We start from the raw sequence: 15578 nt of genomic DNA, 5'->3' as shown, positions 1-15578 counted from the left end.
TCACCTCCCCGCGCGGGAGGTGACCGTGTGGCCGCTCTCGCGAACCCCTGTGGGCACACCGTGACGTAATAAACCACGGTGGGGCGCGAAAATCGCCAAGATTGAGCCATATGGAATGGCAATTCTCCGAGGACACCGTCCCGTCCACCTTCGTCACCGACGCGCAGGTGCGCTCACTGCTGGGCAAACCGCCCGTGACGGGCGGGTGGCGGGACGGCGACCCGGTTGGCGACCGCCGGTTCCTCGACGTCGGCGCGCTCGACCTGGAGGCCGGCGGCCACCTCGGCGCGGTGCGGATCGCCTACGAGACCTGGGGCGAACTCTCCCCCACCGGCGACAACGCCGTGCTCGTACTGCACGCCCTCACCGGGGACAGCCACCTGGTCGGCCCGTCCGGCCCCGGGCATCCCACCGCCGGCTGGTGGAGCGGCATTGTCGGGCCCGGACTTGCCATCGACACCGACCGCTGGTTCGTGGTGGCGCCGAACATGCTCGGCGGCTGCCAGGGCACGACCGGCCCCGGCTCCCTCGCCCCGGACGGCTCCGAGTGGGGTCCCCGGTTCCCCTACCTCACCATCCGCGACCAGGTCGCCGCGCAGGTGGCGTTCAGCGACCGGCTCGGCATCGACCGCTGGGCCGCGGTGGTCGGCGGGTCGATGGGCGGGATGCACGTGCTGGAGTGGGGCATCGACCAGCCCGACCGGGTCGCCAGGCTCGCCATCCTCGCCGCCCCGCCGGTCACCACCGCCGACCAGGTCGCCCTCAACTCGGTGCAGATCGAGGCCATCCGCACCGACCCGCTGTTCCGGGCCGGCGACTACTACGACGCCGTCCCCGGGGCCGGCCCGAGCCGCGGGCTGGCCCTGGCCCGGCGGATGGCGCTGCTGAACTACCGCAGCCCGTCGGAACTGAATGTGCGCTTCGAGCGCAGCTGGCAGAGCGGGATCAGCCCGCTGGGCGACAACGGCCGGTTCGCGGTGGAGTCGTACCTGGACTTCCACGGCAACAAATTCACCCGCCGGTTCGACGCGAACAGCTACATCACCCTGGTCGAATCGATGAACTCGCACGACATCGGGCGTGGACGCGGCGGTGTCGCCGCCGCCCTCGACCGGATCCGGGCGCGCACCCTGGTGCTCGGCATCGACAGCGACCGGCTGTTCCCGGTGGAGGGCCAGCGGGTCATCGCGGCCGGGTTGCCCGCCGGGCTGGGCCTGGGTCCTTCCTCTGACGCACCGGTTGTGCTCGAATCCGGTTACGGCCATGACGGCTTCCTGATCGAGAGCGCCGCGGTCGGCGCCCAGCTGCGGCGGCTGCTCGACTGAGCGGGTTGACAGCGGCCCCGTTCGGGAGAACGCTGACTGGGTTCGGCCCGCGCGGAAAGGATCCGTCGTCATGAAGCCCGGCCCCCTCATCTCGCTCCTGATCGGTACGATCCTGACGCTGATCGGCGTCGCATTGGTGACCGCCGGCATCATCGCCGCCATCGCCAACGGCGCCCAAGGCCAGAACGGCTACTTCTCCAGCCGCACCGCGTCCTTCGCCACCGACAGCTTCGCCCTGACCAGCCCCACCCTCGGGCCGGTGACCAGCGCGGACACCCCGGCGCCGCTGAACCTCGACATCGCCCGGATCCGGTTGGAGGCGACCAGCGCCGATTCCGCCGGGGTGTTCATCGGCATCGCGTCGCGGGCCGACGTCGACGGCTACCTGGCCGGGGTCAACCACACCGAGGTGCGCGGCATAGAGACCAACCCGTTCCGGGTGCGCTACGCCGAGATCGCCGGGCCGGAGCGCCCGGCCCGGCCGGCGGACCAGAATTTCTGGGTGGCCTCCGCTGCCGGTCCGGGCAGCCAGGAAATCACCTGGCAGGTGCAACCGGGATCCTGGGCGGTCGTGGTGATGAACGCGGATGCCTCCCGCTCCGTCGACGTCGACCTCCAGGCCGGGGTGCGCAGCGGGCTCCTCGCCCCCGCGGCGACGGCGCTGCTGCTGATCGGTGTCATCACCCTGCTCATCGGCCTGGCCCTGGTGATCCTCGGGGTGATCGGGCTCGGCCGCGGCGGGCCGGCGCCGTCGAGCCGGACCGGCCCGGGCGCGCCGGCGGTGCCCGCCGCCCCCGCCCGACCCGGGGATGACTACCCGGCCAGGCTGAACGGGCGGCTCGACCCCGACCTGTCCCGCGCGCTCTGGCTGGTGAAATGGCTCCTCGTGATCCCCCACCTCATCGTGCTGTTCTTCCTCTGGGTCGGCTTCGCCGTGAGCACCGTCATCGCCGGCTTCGCGATCCTGTTCACCGGCCGGTACCCGCGCGCGATCTTCAACTACAACGTCGGCGTGCTGCGCTGGAACTGGCGCGTGAGTTTCTACGCCTACTCGGCGCTCGGCACCGACCGGTACCCGCCGTTCAGCCTGGCCGCCACCGACTACCCGGCCGACATTGAAGTGGACTACCCTGAGCGGCTCTCGCACGGCCTCGTGCTCGTGAAATGGTGGCTGCTGGTGCTGCCGCACCTGTTCGTCGTGGCGATCATCACGGGCGGCACCTGGGCGTGGACCCGGCGGGACGGCGACGCCTGGGCGAGGACCACGGAGTCCGGCTTCTCTCTGCTGGGCCTGCTCGTGCTCATCGCCGCCGTCATCCTGCTGTTCAGCGGCCGTTACCGCTCCGGCCTGTTCGACCTGGTCCTCGGCCTCAACCGCTGGGTCTACCGGGTGATCGTATACGCGGCCCTCATGCGCGACGAGTACCCGCCGTTCCGGCTGGACCAGGGCCCGTACGATCCCGGCACCATCGCTGTGCACCATGACCGTCGATAGGCTGCCGACTCCGCCGGTGCGCCGGTACCCCGATGACAGGTTCCTGCGGTACTGGCTGTTCTGGGTCACCCTGGGCGAGAGCGTCGGGTTCCTGGCGCCGGCGCTGGCCCAGCTGGCGTTCGGCGGGTCGCCGGTGCACGTGCCCGCGCTGATCATCGCCGGTGCGCTGGAGGGGGCGGTGCTCGGCTGGACGCAGGCGACCGTGCTGCGGAGCCGGGTGCCGGAGCTGTCCCGGCCACGCTGGGTGGGCGCCACCGCGATCGGCGCGGCGGTGGCCTGGTTCATCGGGCTGTTGCCGGCGGAGTGGGCCGATGTCTGGCAGGGCTGGCCGGTCACCGGCCAGGTCGCCGCGGGCGCCGTGGCCGGCGCCCTGCTCCTGACCAGCATCGGCATCGCCCAGTGGACGGAGCTGCGTCGGCACCGCCGGAACGCCGGGTGGTGGATCGCCGGCAGCGCGGCAGCCTGGTGCGCCGGGCTGGCCGTCTTCTTCGCGGTGGCCACGCCGCTCTGGCAGCCGGGCCAGCCGGCCGTGCTCGTGCTGCTGATCGGCGTGCTCGCCGGCATCCTGATGGCCGTCACCATGGCGCTGGTCAGCGGCGTGGTTCTGGTGCGCATACTGCGAACCAAAAGGCCCCGTCAACCCGTCTAACAAAGCCACAAGGGCCGATAAGGTGCAGGTAGAGCACTCTCGAGGAGCTGTCCCCCATGCCACGCATCGCCAAAGAGCGAGACCGCGTACTTCGCCGGGCCGCCCGGGTGACCGGCGCGGCAGGTTCGGTGACCACGCTGGCCTACCTCGCGGTGCCCGGCGGGGTGAGGGTGCCCGTGATCATCGCGGTCGTCCCCGTGATGCTGGTGATCCTGGGCTGCCAGTACCTGCTCGGCCGCGGCGGCGCGATGCGCTGGGTGGTCCCGATCGTGCTGCTCGGCACCGTCGTGATCCTCCTGGTCGGGCTGATGTCCACGGCGGAGGTGGGCCTGAACCTGGTCGAGGAGGCCGTCATCGGCAGTGTGGGCGCCGCCGTGATCAGCTGTGTCGCCCCGGTCCTGGTCGTCGGGCCCCGCCGGCAGATCGTGCTCTTCGCCTCCTTCGGCGTCACGGTGGCCAGCGTGTCCCTGGTCACCATCTCGGCGGGCGGATCCGTGCTGCCGCTGGCACTGACGGTGAGCGGCTGGGCCGCGCTGTCCCTGGGCGGCTGGTGGATCGCGCAGAGCGTGCCCCGGGTGCTGCAGCGCATCGCCGCGATCGGCCGCGCCCACCAGGCCGAACGGCACGCCAGCGAGCTGGAGGCCCAGCGCCGGCAGGGCGCCCGCCTGCTGCACGACACCGTGCTGGCCACGCTCACGCTGCTGGCGCATTCCGGTGTCGGCGTCAGCCCCGCCGCCCTCCGGCAACAGTCCGGCGATGACGCCCGGCTGTTGCGGCAGCTGCGGCTGGGCGGGCTGCCCACCCCCAGCCGGTCCGGCGTGTACACCCTCGAGCCGGCCAGCACCGGGGAACTCGGCAGCACCCTGGAGTCGGTCAAGCAGCGGTTCGGCCGGATGGGACTCGAGGTCGACTGGCACGGCAGCGGCCAGGTGCTCCTGCCCAGCGACGTGCTCGACTCGTTCCTGCTCGCCCTCGGCGAGTGCCTGGAGAACGTGCGCCGGCACTCCGGGGTGACCCGTGCGGACGTGACGATCTCCGACGACGCGACGACGGTGCGCGCCATGGTGACGGATGCCGGCAAGGGCTTCGACCTCACCGCCGTCAGCACCGAACGGCTCGGCTTCGCCGAATCCGTGGTCGCCCGGCTCCGCGACGTCGGCGGCAGCGCCCGGCTGTTCTCCTCCCCTGGCGCCGGAACGACCGTGGTCCTCGAGGTGCCCAAATGAGCCAGGGCACGTCGACGACAGGGCCCGCTCCGGTCGCGCCCGGCCCCGACCCCGCTCCGCGAACCGACCGGCAGCTCCTCGATGCCCAGCGCGACGAACGCCGGCGCACCTTCCGCCGGCCCCAGCGCACCGTCAACACCACCCGCGCCAACCGCACCGGACTGGGCGGACGCCACCTCGGTGTCGGCGTCTCCCTCAGCGGCGGCTTCGTCGCGCTGTTCCTGCTCTGGCGCTTCGCGGTGCAGTGGGACCTCTACGCCGACCCGATGCCCACCCTGGCCGCCTGGGTGGTGCTGCTCGTCGCCGGGGTCACGACCCTGGTGTTCACCAACCGGGTCTCCAACCGGATGCCCACCTGGCTGTTCCTGACCGTCCTCGCCATCGGGGAGGTCATCGTCGGACTCGACCTGGCCGGGTACGGCAGCGGACACGGCGCCTATCCCACGGCCGCGGCGGCGGTCGGCGCGCTGTTCACCGCCCTGGTCACCGTGCGCCGCGGCCGGGACATCGTGGCCGCGACACTGGTGCTCGGCGCCGTGGTGGCGGCGGGATCACTCACCGTGCACCGAACCGATACCTTCGCGTTGGCCCCCGCCATCCTCACCATCGGCCTGTGTGTGTTCCCCCCAGTGCTGGGGGTATCCGTCGCCCGGGTGTTCCGGCGGATGGTGCAGCGCGAGCTCGACCTGGTGCTCGTGCAGAGCACCGTCAGCCAGCCCTCCTCCGCGGTCGGAATGCTCGCCTCCGAGGAGCTCGCCCGCATCGACCTCGACGCCGAAACCCTGCTCGATGACGTTGCGACAGGCCGAACGGCGCTGCCGTTGAGCCCCGCGAAGTCCGCGGCGGCGGCGGCGCTGGCCACTCAGCTGCGCCTGCATCTCATCGAGGGGCGACGGGAGACCTGGCTGCACCACGCGCTCACCGAGTCGGAGTTTCTCGGCCCGGCGGTGAACCTGGACGACCCCGCCGGGCTGGCCGGCCAGCTCTCCCCGGTGCAACGGGACGCCCTTCTTCTGGCAATATGGCTTCTGATCAGCGACACGGATGGGGCGGAGCCGACGGTTTCGCTCGTATTCGGGCCGTTGGGCCGCACCAGCGGCCATGCCGTCGGGGAGATGCTGCGGTTTCCGATTCAGATTGTCATCGAGGGGGTTCCTCGGCGACGCGTCGATCCGGAGACGTGGCAGGCTATCCGTGTAGTCGGCCCTCACATCGATTCGGTCCGAAGTGGACAGCTCCACGTCGACATCGAATGCAGTATTGACAATCCCGCGGATGCCTGACCCGCGCCAGCCGGCGCGGCACGGATCCGACGGGGGAACCAGCAACAGGAGGCAGCAGTGACGAACGCAGCAGTGACGCTCATCGGCAATCCCATCCGGTTGGCGTTGGTAGATGATCATCGGATGCTCCTGGGGGCGCTCACCGAGTGGATTCGCGGCGCCGCGGACGACATCAACATGGTCGCCGCCGTGACCACCTGGCCCGAACTCCTCACCCACCCGGAATTCCCCGTCGATGTGGTGCTGCTCGACCTGGACCTCAAGGACAACATCCCGGTGTCCCTCAAGATCTCGACCCTGAAGACCGCCGGTGTGAAGACGGTCCTGATGAGCACGTACTCCGAGCCGGCCCTCGTGCGCGAGGCCCTGGCTGCCGGCGCGCTCGGCTACCTCGTCAAGACCGAGGAGGCCGGCACCATCGTCGACGCCATCCACGCCGCGAACGTGGGCGAGTCCTACATCTCGGCCGAACTCGACCTGGCCCTGCACAGCGGAACCGCGGGCGCCTCGCCGCGGCTCAGCGCGCAGGAACGCCGGGTGATGGCGTTGTACGGCGCCGGTGAGCCGGTCAAGGCCGTCGCCCACCAGCTCGGCATCTCAGAGGAGACCGCGAAGTCCTACCTCAAGCGGATCCGCGAGAAGTACCGCCTGGCCGGTTTCGACGTGGGCACCAAGGTCGCGCTGCGGAAGCGCGCCATCCACGACGGCATCCTGCTGCAGGGCGACTAGGCTCCGACCACGTCGATCAGCTGGGTGCCGTACGGCACGTCCACGCCCCGGCGACGGCGGTCGCGGTCGATGGCGAAGGTGACGGCGGCCAGGGCGACGCCCAGCACGCTCAGGCCCAGGCCCACCCAGACCGGGGCGAGGTAGCCCAGGCCCGCGGCCACCACGACACCGCCGAGGTAGGCGCCGAGCGCGTTGCCGAGGTTCAGGGCCGAGTGGTTCAGCGCCGCCGCGATGGACTGGCTTTCATGCGCCACATCCATCAGCCTCGTCTGGATGGTCGGGGACAGCGCCGATGCCGCCGCGCCCACCAGGAACACCCCGATCAGCAGCCCGGCCAGGGTCTGCGCGGCGAACGCGAGCAGCAGCAGCGCCGCGAGCATGACACCGAAGAACGCGTACATGGTGCGGCGCACGCTGCGGTCGGCGAGCGCGCCGCCGACGAAGTTGCCCACCGTCATGCCCAGGCCCACCACCACCAGCACCAGCGGCACCGCCACGGCGGGCAGGCCGGTGATCTCGATCACCAGCGGCGCCACGTAGGTGTACACGGCGAACAGGCCGCCGAAGCCGACGGCCCCGATCAGCAACGCCAACCAGACCTGCAGCCGGCCGAACGCCCGCAACTCGCTGCGCATGGTGGCGCCGGGGTTGCCGGCCTGGAACGGCACGGCCACGATCACGGCGACGAACGTCACCGCGAACAGCGCGGCCACGGCGACGTAGGCGACCCGCCAGCCGGCGACCTGGCCGAGCCAGGTGATCGACGGGACCCCGATGACGTTCGCGATGGTGAGCCCGGAGAGCACGATGGCCACGCCGCGGGCGCGTTTGCCCGGGCCCATCAGCTCGGCCGCGACGAGGGACGCGATCCCGAAGTACGCGCCGTGCGGCAGCGCGGCGACGAAACGGGCCACGAGCACCAGGCCGAAGCTGGGCAGCAGAGCCGAGGCGATGGTGGCGAGGGTGAACGCCGCCAGCAGGGCCAGCAGCAGCTGTTTGCGCGGCCACCGGGCGGCCCCGGCCGCGATGGTGGGGGCGCCGACCACGACGCCGAGGGCGTAGGCGGAGATCAACCAGCCGACCTGAGCGTTCGCGGCGTCCGGCGACGAGGCGTACAGGCCGGGCAGCAGGTCGGCGGCCAGGTTGGGCAACAGCCCCATCGCCACGAACTCCGTCGCGCCGATCGCGAACCCGCCGAGGGCGAGGGCGAGCAGGGCAAGGCGGATGCGGGCCAGCGACAACGGCGCCGCCCCGGTGGTCAGTGAAGGCATCGGTCCAGACTACGGGCCGATTGTCTCGGTCAGGTTACGCGCCGGCGCCGGCGGCCGATTCGTCGGCCGATTCCTCGATAGCCGCCTCGAGCCGTTCCAGCTTGCCGGTCAACTCGCCGGTGTAGCCGGGCCGAATGTCGGCCTTGAGCACCAGCGACACCCGGGAGCCGAACGCGCCGATGGCATCCGCCGCGGCCTTGACGACGGCGAAGACCTCGTCCCAGTCGCCCTCGATGGTGGTGAACATGGAATCGGTGTGGTGCGGCAGGCCGGACTCGCGCACGACGCGCACCGCGGCGGCCACGGCGTCGTGCACGGAATCGGAGGGGCCGCCGGAGGGGGCGAGCGAGAATGCGACAAGCATGGTTACTCCTTCAGGATCGACCGGTGCCGGTCGGCACCGGCCAGGGTGGGGATGGCGGGCTTCGGGCCGGAGGTGGGGCTGCCGAGCTTCCAGATTCGCACGATCATCCACCCCAGCAACACCACTTCCAGCAGGTTCCGCACCGACAGCACCAGCACCATGAGCGGGGTGGTGGCGAGCAGGTCGTTGTAGAAGTACGGGTAGACGAGTTGAGTGAGCGCGGCCATGACCAGTGCGACGGCCGCCGGGGCCCGCCAGGCGCGCGGCCAAGTGACCAGGCCGAGGATGATCGGTGCGGCCAGCCAGGTCATGAACTGGGGCGAGCCCACCTTGTTGATCGCGATCAGGGTGAGCACCAGGGCCAGGAGCAGCGGCGGGAACAGCGAGTCCACGGCCGCGCCGACGCGTTGGGCGCGCCAGCCGAGCAGCAGCACGACGCCGACGCAGAGCGCGAGCAGTGGGGTCATGGCCGCGATGACGCCGTCGGTTCCGGCGCCGATCACCTGATAGGTGAGGATCTCCTGGTCGTAGTAGACCAGGGTGCCCGGCAGGCCCATGGCGGACTGCCAGAGCCACCAGGACGCCACCGGCGCCTCGACTTGCAGGCCGCGGTTGGTCTGCTCGGTGACGAAGCTGAGGATGGTCAGCCCGCTGCCGAAGAGCTGGGCGAAGCCGATGATCGCCAGTGAGGTGCCGGCGAACGCGGCGATGACCTGCCAACGCCGCCGGGCGGAGGCCACCGCCAGGGCGATGATCGCCGCGACCGGCCAGACCTTCACCCAGGTGGCCAGGCTCAGCAGCACCGCACCGGCGACCGGTCGGCTGCGCAGCCACAGCAGCCCCATGATCACCAGCGGCGCGGTCACCGAGTCGATCCGGGCCAGGCCGACCGGGCCGAGCAGGAGCAGGAAGGCCAGCCACCACCAGGCGGCAGCCGCAGTGGTTCGACTCGGCCGCCGGCCGGTGAGCATGCCGAACGCGACGCCGTTGATCAGGGTCACCAGGCCCAGCCAGGTCAGCGCGTACAGCGGTGCGCCGAAGACCAGGGCCGCGAGGATCGGGGCGAGGGCCAGGATCGGGTAGACGAAGGCGGTGTCGGTGCCCAGCCCCGCGGTGCCGGCGACGGTGCCCTCCGCCCAGCCGAGGTAGACCCGTTCCACGTCACCCAGCGGCCAGCCGATCCCACTCAGGTTGAGAGCGATGAGCACGAGGTGCACGAGCGCGAAACCTGCCCAGAGGGTGACGGGCCGGCGCAGCACCACCAGGCGGGTAGCCGTCATGGCCGGGCTGCGTGGGGAGCGGGAATCGGGCACGGTCCACTCTGGCACAGCGTCGTGGCGCAGCGCTCAGGCCAGCAGCGCCGCGATCGTTGCCGGTACGGCCTCGGCGATGTCCAGCGCCACGATCGGTCCGCCGCCGGAGGCCCGGTCGGCGGCCGCGGCGTGCACGAACGACGCGGTGGCGGCGAGCGCCGCGAGCGCGTCGGCATCCGCCTGAAGCGTCGCGGAGTGGGTGGCCAGCAGGGCGCCGAGGATGCCGGCGAGCACGTCGCCGGATCCCGCCGTCGCCAGCCAGGCCGGCGAGCCGGACACGGTGAGACGGATGCCGGACGGTGAGGCGACGAAGGTGGTGCTGCCCTTCAACAGCACGGTGACGCCCAGCAGGCCGGCGGCGCGGACCGCCCAGTCCCCCGGGGCGGCCGCGATCTCGGCCGCGTCGACGGTCTCGCCGGAGCGGCCCAGCAGGCCGGCCAACTCCCGGTAGTGCGGGGTGATGACCCTGGTGCCGGTGCCGTCGCCGACCAGGTCGAGGGCTCCGGCGTCCAGCAGCGCCGGTACGCCCTGGCCGAGCGCCTCCCGCATCCGCGCGGTCGTCTCTGGGCTCCGGGTGCCGGCGTCGATACCGGAGCCGAGCAGCCAGGCCTGCACCCGGCCGTCGGCGGTCACCACTTCCGGGCGGCGCTGCAACACCAGGGTGGACACCCGCCGGGGTCCCAGGTAGCGCACCATGCCGACCCCGGTGCGACTGGCGGCCTCGACCCCGAGCACGGCGGCGCCGGGATAGTCGGTGGACCCGGTGCGGATGCCGAGCACGCCGCGGCTGTACTTGTCATCGGACGCCTGCGGCACGGCGATCCAGTCGCGCGCCTCTGCGCCTCCCCATTCCAGCCATCGTCGTGGTTTCGCCATGCACTCACGATAGGTTGTTTCGGTGTCCGATATCAGCGCCGCCCTGTCCTCCATCGCCTCCGACACCGCCGCAGCGGTGTCGCTCTTCGACCCGATCAGCCTGCGCGGGGTCCGCATCCGCAACCGCCTCTGGGTCGCCCCGATGTGCCAGTACGCCGTCACCGCCAGGGACGGCGTTCCGGTCGACTGGCACCTGGTGAACCTCGGGTCGATGGCCGCGGGCGGCGCCGGGCTGATCATCACCGAGGCCACCGCCGTGAGCCCGGAGGGACGCATCAGCGACCGGGACACCGGCATCTGGAACGACGTGCAGACGGCCGCCTGGACCCGGATCGTGGACTACCTGCACGATCAGGGCGCCACCGCGGGCATCCAGCTCGCCCACGCCGGCCGGAAGGCATCCACCTGGCCGGCCTGGGGCGCCGCCGAGCGCGGCACCGTGCCCGTCGATCAGGGCGGCTGGGCCGCGCTCGCGCCGTCCGCCGTCGCGTTCCCGGGCTACGCCGAGCCGGTCGCGCTGAACCTGGCCGGGATCGACGCCGTCATCACCGATTTCGTCGCCGCCGCCCGCCGTGCGGTCAGCGCCGGCTTCGACGTGCTCGAACTGCACGCCGCGCACGGCTACCTGCTGCACCAGTTCCTCTCCCCGCTGAGCAACCACCGCGACGACGAGTTCGGCGGGTCGCTTGCGAACCGGGCCCGCCTGCTGTTGCGCGTCGTCGAGGCGGTGCGCGCCGAGGTCGGCGAGACCGTACCGCTGCTGGTGCGTTTCTCCGGAACCGACTATGCGGAGGACGGTTGGAGTGTCGAGGAGACCGCGATCGTCGCCGGCTGGGCCGCGGAGGCGGGAGCCGACTTCTTCGACGTGTCCTCCGGTGGCAACGTCACCGGGGTGCACATCCCCCTCTCCCCCGGCTACCAGGTCCCGTTGGCGCAGTTCGTCAAGGATACCGCCGACGTTCCGGTCAACGCCGTCGGTCTCATCACCACCGCCGGGCACGCGAACGAGATCGTGGCCTCCGGTGCGGCGGATGCGGTCATGCTCGGCCGGGAGTTCCTGCGCGACCCGCATTTCGCCCTCCGCGCCGCCCACGAGCTGGGCGTGCACCTGGACTACTGGCCGGGACCGTACCTGCGGGCGACCTGGCCGGAGGCTTGACGGCGCTTCCGACCCGGCGCCCGCCTGACCGGGTCAGCCGTCCTGCGCGACGCAGAGGATGTTGCCCTCTGAGTCCTTGAACCAGGCCGCGCGTTCGTTGCCGGTCGTTGCAATGCCGTCCTCGGTCTTCAACCCGGGCAGGTCGTACTCCTCGAACACGACCCCGGCCTCCTTCAACCGGTCGACCTCTGCCCGGACGTCGGGGGTCACCCAGAGCAGGGCGGTGTTCTTCGCCGTGCCCGCGTTCTCGGTTTCGTACATCAGCACCGCCGCGCCCGCTGGGGTGCGGTAGCGCAATTCGCCGTCACGTTCCTCGGCCGGCTCCAGGCCCAGCTTGTCCCTATAGAACGACTTCGCCCGCTTGAGGTCCCGGGCCGGCAGCACCGCGGCTGCTTCCAATTGACTCAACATGAGACACCTCATTTCCTTTCCTGCCGAACAGGGTACGCCGCGCGACACCGGCCAGCGAGGGGGTGCCGCCCGCCCGCACGGGCATCGCCGGGGTCGCTGCGGTTACCCTGAGAAGATGACCCACCCGCCGAAACCCGCCGACATCCGCCTCATCGCCTCCGACATGGACGGCACCCTGCTCGACGCCGACGGGCGTGTGCCCGAGCGGTTCTGGCCGGTGCTGGACAACCTGCTGGCGGCCGGAATCGTGTTCGTGCCGGCCAGCGGACGGCAGTACCAGACCCTTGAGGCCGTCTTCGGCCACCGGGACGGCTTGGTCTACATCGCCGAGAACGGCACCAACATCGTCAAGGACGGGGTCAGCATCGCCCTGGAAACCGTCGTGCCGTCGATCATCTCCCCCGTCGTGGACTGGGTCAGGACCACGGCGGCCGCCGGGGCGGATCTGGGCATTGTGGTGTGCGGCGCCCGGAGCGCCTACATCGAACGCGCCGACGACGGCTTCGTGTCGAAGGTGCGCCCGTATTACGCCGCCCTGGAGATCGTCGACGACGTCGTCGCGGCCGCGGCGGACGACGACGTGCTCAAGCTCGCGATCTTCGACCTCGGGCAGGCGGAGACCCGCACCGGGCCCGCGGTCCTCGCGCTCGGCCTGACCGCCGACGTCGTGATCTCGGGCGAGAACTGGGTCGACATCATGCGCCCCGGCGCGAACAAGGGCAAGGCGCTCATCCACCTGCAGGAGCACCTCGGCATCAGCCGGGAGCAGACGATGGCGTTCGGCGACTACCTCAACGACGCCGAGCTGCTCGACGCCGCCGGGCACTCCTACGCCGTCGCGAACGCCCACCAGAGCATCCGCGAGCGGGCCAGGCACCAGGCACCGTCGAACACCGATGAGGGCGTGATCACGAGCATCCTCGATGCCCTCCCTGAGCTCGCGCCCGTCCCGGCCTAGAGCCGGCGGGTGGCGTCCTGCACTTCGCCGACGAGCTCCTCGATGATGTCCTCGAGGAAGAGCACCCCGGTGGCGTCACCGGTGGCGGTGAAGGTGCGGGCCAGGTGGGCTCCGGAACGGCGCATGGTCGCCAGGGCGTCCTCGAGGTCGGTGTCCTCGAAGATCGACACCAGCTGGCGGATCAGCTTTGCGGGGATGGGGTCGGTGTAGCCGTTGCGGCCGGTTTCGACCGGGTCGACGTTGAGGCCGAGCACGTCCTTGAGGTGGATGTAGCCGACCGGTTCGCCGGTGGGGCCGTCCAGCACGAAGCGGGAGAACCCGTGCCGGGTGACGGCCTTCTCCACGTCGGCGGGCGTGGCGGATTCGGGCAGGCTGACCAGCTGGTCCAGCGGCACCGCGATGTCCTTGGCCTTCCGGGTGGTGAACTCGAACGCGGCGGACAGCGCACCGGAGTCGTCGCTGAGCACGCCCTCCTTGGTGGACTGGGTGACGATGGTGGCCACCTCGTCGAGCGTGTACGTGCTCGTGGCCTCGTGTTTGGGCTCGACGCCGAACAGGCGCAGCACGCCGTTGGCGGTGGAGTTCAGCGCGATGATGACCGGCTTGACCAACCGGCCGAAGAACACCAGCGGCGGCGCGAGGATCAGCACGGCCTGGTCGGGGATCGAGAACGAGAGGTTCTTGGGCACCATCTCGCCGAACACGACGTGCAGGTAGGACACGATGAACAGCGCGATCACGAAAGCGATCGTGCCGATCGCCTCTTCCGGCAGCCCGGTCAGGTTCAGCGGGATCTCGAGCAGGTGGTGGATCGCCGGTTCCGACACGTTCAGGATCAGCAGCGAGCACACGGTGATGCCCAGCTGCGAGGTCGCCAGCATCAGGGTGGCGTGTTCCATCGCCCAGAGCGCGGTTTTGGCGCTGCGCTTGCCGGCCTCCGCGAGGGGTTCGATCTGGGAGCGGCGCGCCGAGATCACGGCGAACTCCGCGGCGACGAAGAAGGCGTTGCCGATCAGGAGCACGACCAGCCAGCCGAGCCCGGCCCAGTCGCTCATCGGCCGCTCACCCCCTTCTGGGCTGTGGGTTGCTTCACGTCTGCCTTCTGGATGGTGCGCACGGCGCCGGTGGCCCCCGGCGCGGGTGCGGCGGGGTCTGGGGTGTAGCGCAGCCGGTCGATGCGCCGGCCGTCGAGCCGTTCCACCCGAAGTTCTCCGGAGGAGATGCGCACGGTGTCCCCGACGACGGGCAGGCGGCCGAGCTCGCTCATCACGAAGCCGGCCACGGTTTCATACGGGCCGTCGTCCGGCACCGACAGTCCGGCGCGCTCGTCGAGCTCGTCGGGCCGCAGCATGCCGGGGAAGGTGAGGGAGCCCGGCGAGCGCACGATGCCAGCCCGGGTGCGGTCGTGCTCGTCTGCGACCTCGCCGACGAGTTCCTCCACCAGGTCTTCGAGGGTGACCACGCCGGCGGTTCCGCCGTATTCGTCGACCACGACGGCCATCTGGAAGCCTCGCCCGCGCAGCTCGCCGAGCAACCCGTCGAGTTTCATGGTCTCCGGCACGCGGAGCGCCTCGGACTGCAGGGCCGACACCGGCACATCAGCCCGGCGGAACCGGGGCACGGCAACGGCCTGCTTGACGTGCACCAGCCCGACGACGTCGTCGGCGCTCTCGTCGATGACGGGGAAGCGGGAGTAACCGGTCTGCCGGGTGAGGTCGATGACGGCCTGGGCACTGGCGTTCCGCTGGATGGACGCGAGCCGGGGCCGCGGCGTCATCACGTCGGAGGCGGTGTGGCCGGAAAAGAGCAGGGTGCGGTGCAGCAGTGTCGCCGTGTCGGCCTCGAGCAGGCCGGCGCTGGCGGAGCGGCGCACGAGCGAGGATAGCTCCTCCGCGGTGCGGGCGCCGGAGATCTCCTCCTTGGGCTCGATGCCGACGGCGCGCAGCAGTCCGTTGGCGCTGCCGTTCAGCACGGTCACGGCGGGCTTGAACACGGTGGTGAACACGGTCTGGAACGGGATGACGAGCTTCGCGGTCTGGATCGGCAGGGCGAGGGCGAAGTTCTTGGGCACCAGCTCGCCGATGATCATCGAGATCAGGGTGGCCAGGACGATGGCGACGGCGGAGCCGACGACCGGGACCGCGGCGGCGGGCAGCCCGATCAGGGCGAGCGGGCCGGACAGGAGCGTGCTGATGGCCGGTTCGAGCGCGTACCCGGTGAGAAGGGTGGTGAGGGTGATGCCCAGCTGGGCGCTGGAGAGGTGCGTCGAGGTGATCTTCAACGCGGCGATGGTCATCGCCAAGCGGGTCTCGCCGCGGTCGCGACGGGCCTCGAGGTCGGAACGGTCGAGGTTGACCAACGCGAATTCGCTGGCCACGAACAAGCCCGTGCCGAGGGTCAGGATGAGGCCGAAGCCGAGCATGATCCACTCATACACGGGCAGCACCGCCGCAGGTCACGGGCGAGGGTTTGTGTTCGGGCGAATGCGCAGGGGGGTCGTCCATTAGAGGGTCAACTAT

15 protein-coding genes are annotated in these 15578 nt (G+C 71.0%); 8 read left to right on the top strand and 7 right to left on the bottom strand.

Features of this window, described 5'->3' with window-relative positions:
* Nucleotides 1-110 precede the first annotated feature (110 nt).
* From metX to ACU5E9_RS17615, 6 genes are all read left to right on the top strand, one after another.
* Nucleotides 111-1325, top strand: coding sequence for a homoserine O-acetyltransferase MetX (gene metX / locus ACU5E9_RS17640; RefSeq protein ID WP_456811189.1), 1215 nt, complete (start codon nt 111-113; stop codon nt 1323-1325).
* 70 nt (nt 1326-1395) lie between these two features.
* Nucleotides 1396-2820: a DUF4389 domain-containing protein gene (locus ACU5E9_RS17635; protein WP_456811188.1), complete on the top strand. Its 1425-nt coding sequence runs from the start codon at nt 1396-1398 to the stop codon at nt 2818-2820.
* Nucleotides 2807-3469 (top strand): hypothetical protein, encoded by a 663-nt coding sequence (locus ACU5E9_RS17630; protein WP_456811187.1) that lies wholly within the window; start codon nt 2807-2809, stop codon nt 3467-3469. Before ACU5E9_RS17635 ends, ACU5E9_RS17630 begins: the two co-directional genes overlap by 14 nt.
* A 56-nt stretch (nt 3470-3525) precedes the next feature.
* Nucleotides 3526-4695 (top strand): sensor histidine kinase, encoded by a 1170-nt coding sequence (locus tag ACU5E9_RS17625; RefSeq protein ID WP_456811186.1) that lies wholly within the window; start codon nt 3526-3528, stop codon nt 4693-4695.
* The gene (locus ACU5E9_RS17620; RefSeq protein ID WP_456811185.1) at nt 4692-5978 is read left to right on the top strand and encodes a hypothetical protein; all 1287 of its coding nucleotides are present in this window, start codon (nt 4692-4694) and stop codon (nt 5976-5978) included. The genes ACU5E9_RS17625 and ACU5E9_RS17620 overlap by 4 nt, the downstream gene beginning before the upstream one ends.
* Nucleotides 5979-6035: 57 nt before the next feature.
* Nucleotides 6036-6707 carry a response regulator gene (locus tag ACU5E9_RS17615; protein WP_456811184.1) on the top strand — a complete coding sequence of 224 codons (672 nt, stop codon included), beginning with the start codon at nt 6036-6038 and terminating at the stop codon, nt 6705-6707.
* On the opposite strand, the gene ACU5E9_RS17610 is transcribed toward ACU5E9_RS17615, so the two are convergent.
* The 4 genes from ACU5E9_RS17610 to ACU5E9_RS17595 all read right to left on the bottom strand — a co-directional run bounded on the left by ACU5E9_RS17610 (nt 6704) and on the right by ACU5E9_RS17595 (nt 10531).
* Nucleotides 6704-7978 carry an MFS transporter gene (locus ACU5E9_RS17610; RefSeq protein ID WP_456811183.1) on the bottom strand — a complete coding sequence of 425 codons (1275 nt, stop codon included), beginning with the start codon at nt 7976-7978 and terminating at the stop codon, nt 6704-6706. The genes ACU5E9_RS17615 and ACU5E9_RS17610 overlap by 4 nt on opposite strands.
* A 34-nt stretch (nt 7979-8012) precedes the next feature.
* Complete coding sequence (locus ACU5E9_RS17605; RefSeq protein WP_456811182.1) at nt 8013-8342, bottom strand: thiamine-binding protein; 330 nt, start codon at nt 8340-8342, stop codon at nt 8013-8015.
* A gap of 2 nt (nt 8343-8344) precedes the next feature.
* The gene (locus ACU5E9_RS17600; RefSeq protein WP_456811181.1) at nt 8345-9622 is read right to left on the bottom strand and encodes a glycosyltransferase 87 family protein; all 1278 of its coding nucleotides are present in this window, start codon (nt 9620-9622) and stop codon (nt 8345-8347) included.
* A 66-nt stretch (nt 9623-9688) separates the two neighbouring features.
* On the bottom strand, nt 9689-10531 hold the full coding sequence (locus ACU5E9_RS17595; protein ID WP_456811180.1) for an ADP-dependent NAD(P)H-hydrate dehydratase: 843 nt from the start codon (nt 10529-10531) through the stop codon (nt 9689-9691).
* A 22-nt stretch (nt 10532-10553) separates the two neighbouring features.
* Here ACU5E9_RS17595 and ACU5E9_RS17590 point away from each other — a divergent pair, with 22 nt between their 5' ends.
* The gene (locus tag ACU5E9_RS17590) at nt 10554-11690 is read left to right on the top strand and encodes an NADH:flavin oxidoreductase/NADH oxidase (RefSeq protein ID WP_456811179.1); all 1137 of its coding nucleotides are present in this window, start codon (nt 10554-10556) and stop codon (nt 11688-11690) included.
* 33 nt (nt 11691-11723) lie between these two features.
* On the opposite strand, the gene ACU5E9_RS17585 is transcribed toward ACU5E9_RS17590, so the two are convergent.
* On the bottom strand, nt 11724-12101 hold the full coding sequence (locus ACU5E9_RS17585) for a VOC family protein (RefSeq protein ID WP_456811178.1): 378 nt from the start codon (nt 12099-12101) through the stop codon (nt 11724-11726).
* Between the two features lie 115 nt (nt 12102-12216).
* On the opposite strand from ACU5E9_RS17585, the gene ACU5E9_RS17580 reads away from it, so the two are divergent.
* Entirely contained in the window at nt 12217-13059 is an 843-nt protein-coding gene (locus ACU5E9_RS17580) for a Cof-type HAD-IIB family hydrolase (RefSeq protein WP_456811177.1), read from the top strand.
* Here the strand turns inward: ACU5E9_RS17580 and ACU5E9_RS17575 are convergent.
* Together ACU5E9_RS17575 and ACU5E9_RS17570 are read right to left on the bottom strand one after the other, a co-directional pair.
* Nucleotides 13056-14114 (bottom strand): hemolysin family protein, encoded by a 1059-nt coding sequence (locus tag ACU5E9_RS17575; RefSeq protein ID WP_456811176.1) that lies wholly within the window; start codon nt 14112-14114, stop codon nt 13056-13058. The genes ACU5E9_RS17580 and ACU5E9_RS17575 overlap by 4 nt on opposite strands.
* Nucleotides 14111-15481 (bottom strand): hemolysin family protein, encoded by a 1371-nt coding sequence (locus ACU5E9_RS17570; RefSeq protein ID WP_456813571.1) that lies wholly within the window; start codon nt 15479-15481, stop codon nt 14111-14113. The genes ACU5E9_RS17575 and ACU5E9_RS17570 overlap by 4 nt, the downstream gene beginning before the upstream one ends.
* Nucleotides 15482-15578: the final 97 nt, after the last annotated feature.

This window comes from Cryobacterium sp. AP23 (genome assembly GCF_054075385.1).
Note: the sequence above shows the minus strand (reverse complement) of the source record. Positions and strands in the feature narration are given on the sequence as shown.

Bases quoted from the DNA above. Each gene is read 5' to 3' on its own strand.
- ACU5E9_RS17600 (WP_456811181.1), bottom strand. From the start codon at position 9,622: ATGACGGCTACCCGCCTGGTGGTGCTGCGCCGGCCCGTCACCCTCTGG.
- ACU5E9_RS17575 (WP_456811176.1), bottom strand. From the start codon at position 14,114: ATGAGCGACTGGGCCGGGCTCGGCTGGCTGGTCGTGCTCCTGATCGGC.
- ACU5E9_RS17595 (WP_456811180.1), bottom strand. From the start codon at position 10,531: ATGGCGAAACCACGACGATGGCTGGAATGGGGAGGCGCAGAGGCGCGC.
- ACU5E9_RS17635 (WP_456811188.1), top strand. From the start codon at position 1,396: ATGAAGCCCGGCCCCCTCATCTCGCTCCTGATCGGTACGATCCTGACG.
- ACU5E9_RS17570 (WP_456813571.1), bottom strand. From the start codon at position 15,481: ATGCTCGGCTTCGGCCTCATCCTGACCCTCGGCACGGGCTTGTTCGTG.
- metX (WP_456811189.1), top strand. From the start codon at position 111: ATGGAATGGCAATTCTCCGAGGACACCGTCCCGTCCACCTTCGTCACC.
- ACU5E9_RS17610 (WP_456811183.1), bottom strand. From the start codon at position 7,978: ATGCCTTCACTGACCACCGGGGCGGCGCCGTTGTCGCTGGCCCGCATC.
- ACU5E9_RS17605 (WP_456811182.1), bottom strand. From the start codon at position 8,342: ATGCTTGTCGCATTCTCGCTCGCCCCCTCCGGCGGCCCCTCCGATTCC.
- ACU5E9_RS17620 (WP_456811185.1), top strand. From the start codon at position 4,692: ATGAGCCAGGGCACGTCGACGACAGGGCCCGCTCCGGTCGCGCCCGGC.
- ACU5E9_RS17585 (WP_456811178.1), bottom strand. From the start codon at position 12,101: ATGTTGAGTCAATTGGAAGCAGCCGCGGTGCTGCCGGCCCGGGACCTC.
- ACU5E9_RS17625 (WP_456811186.1), top strand. From the start codon at position 3,526: ATGCCACGCATCGCCAAAGAGCGAGACCGCGTACTTCGCCGGGCCGCC.
- ACU5E9_RS17630 (WP_456811187.1), top strand. From the start codon at position 2,807: ATGACCGTCGATAGGCTGCCGACTCCGCCGGTGCGCCGGTACCCCGAT.
- ACU5E9_RS17580 (WP_456811177.1), top strand. From the start codon at position 12,217: ATGACCCACCCGCCGAAACCCGCCGACATCCGCCTCATCGCCTCCGAC.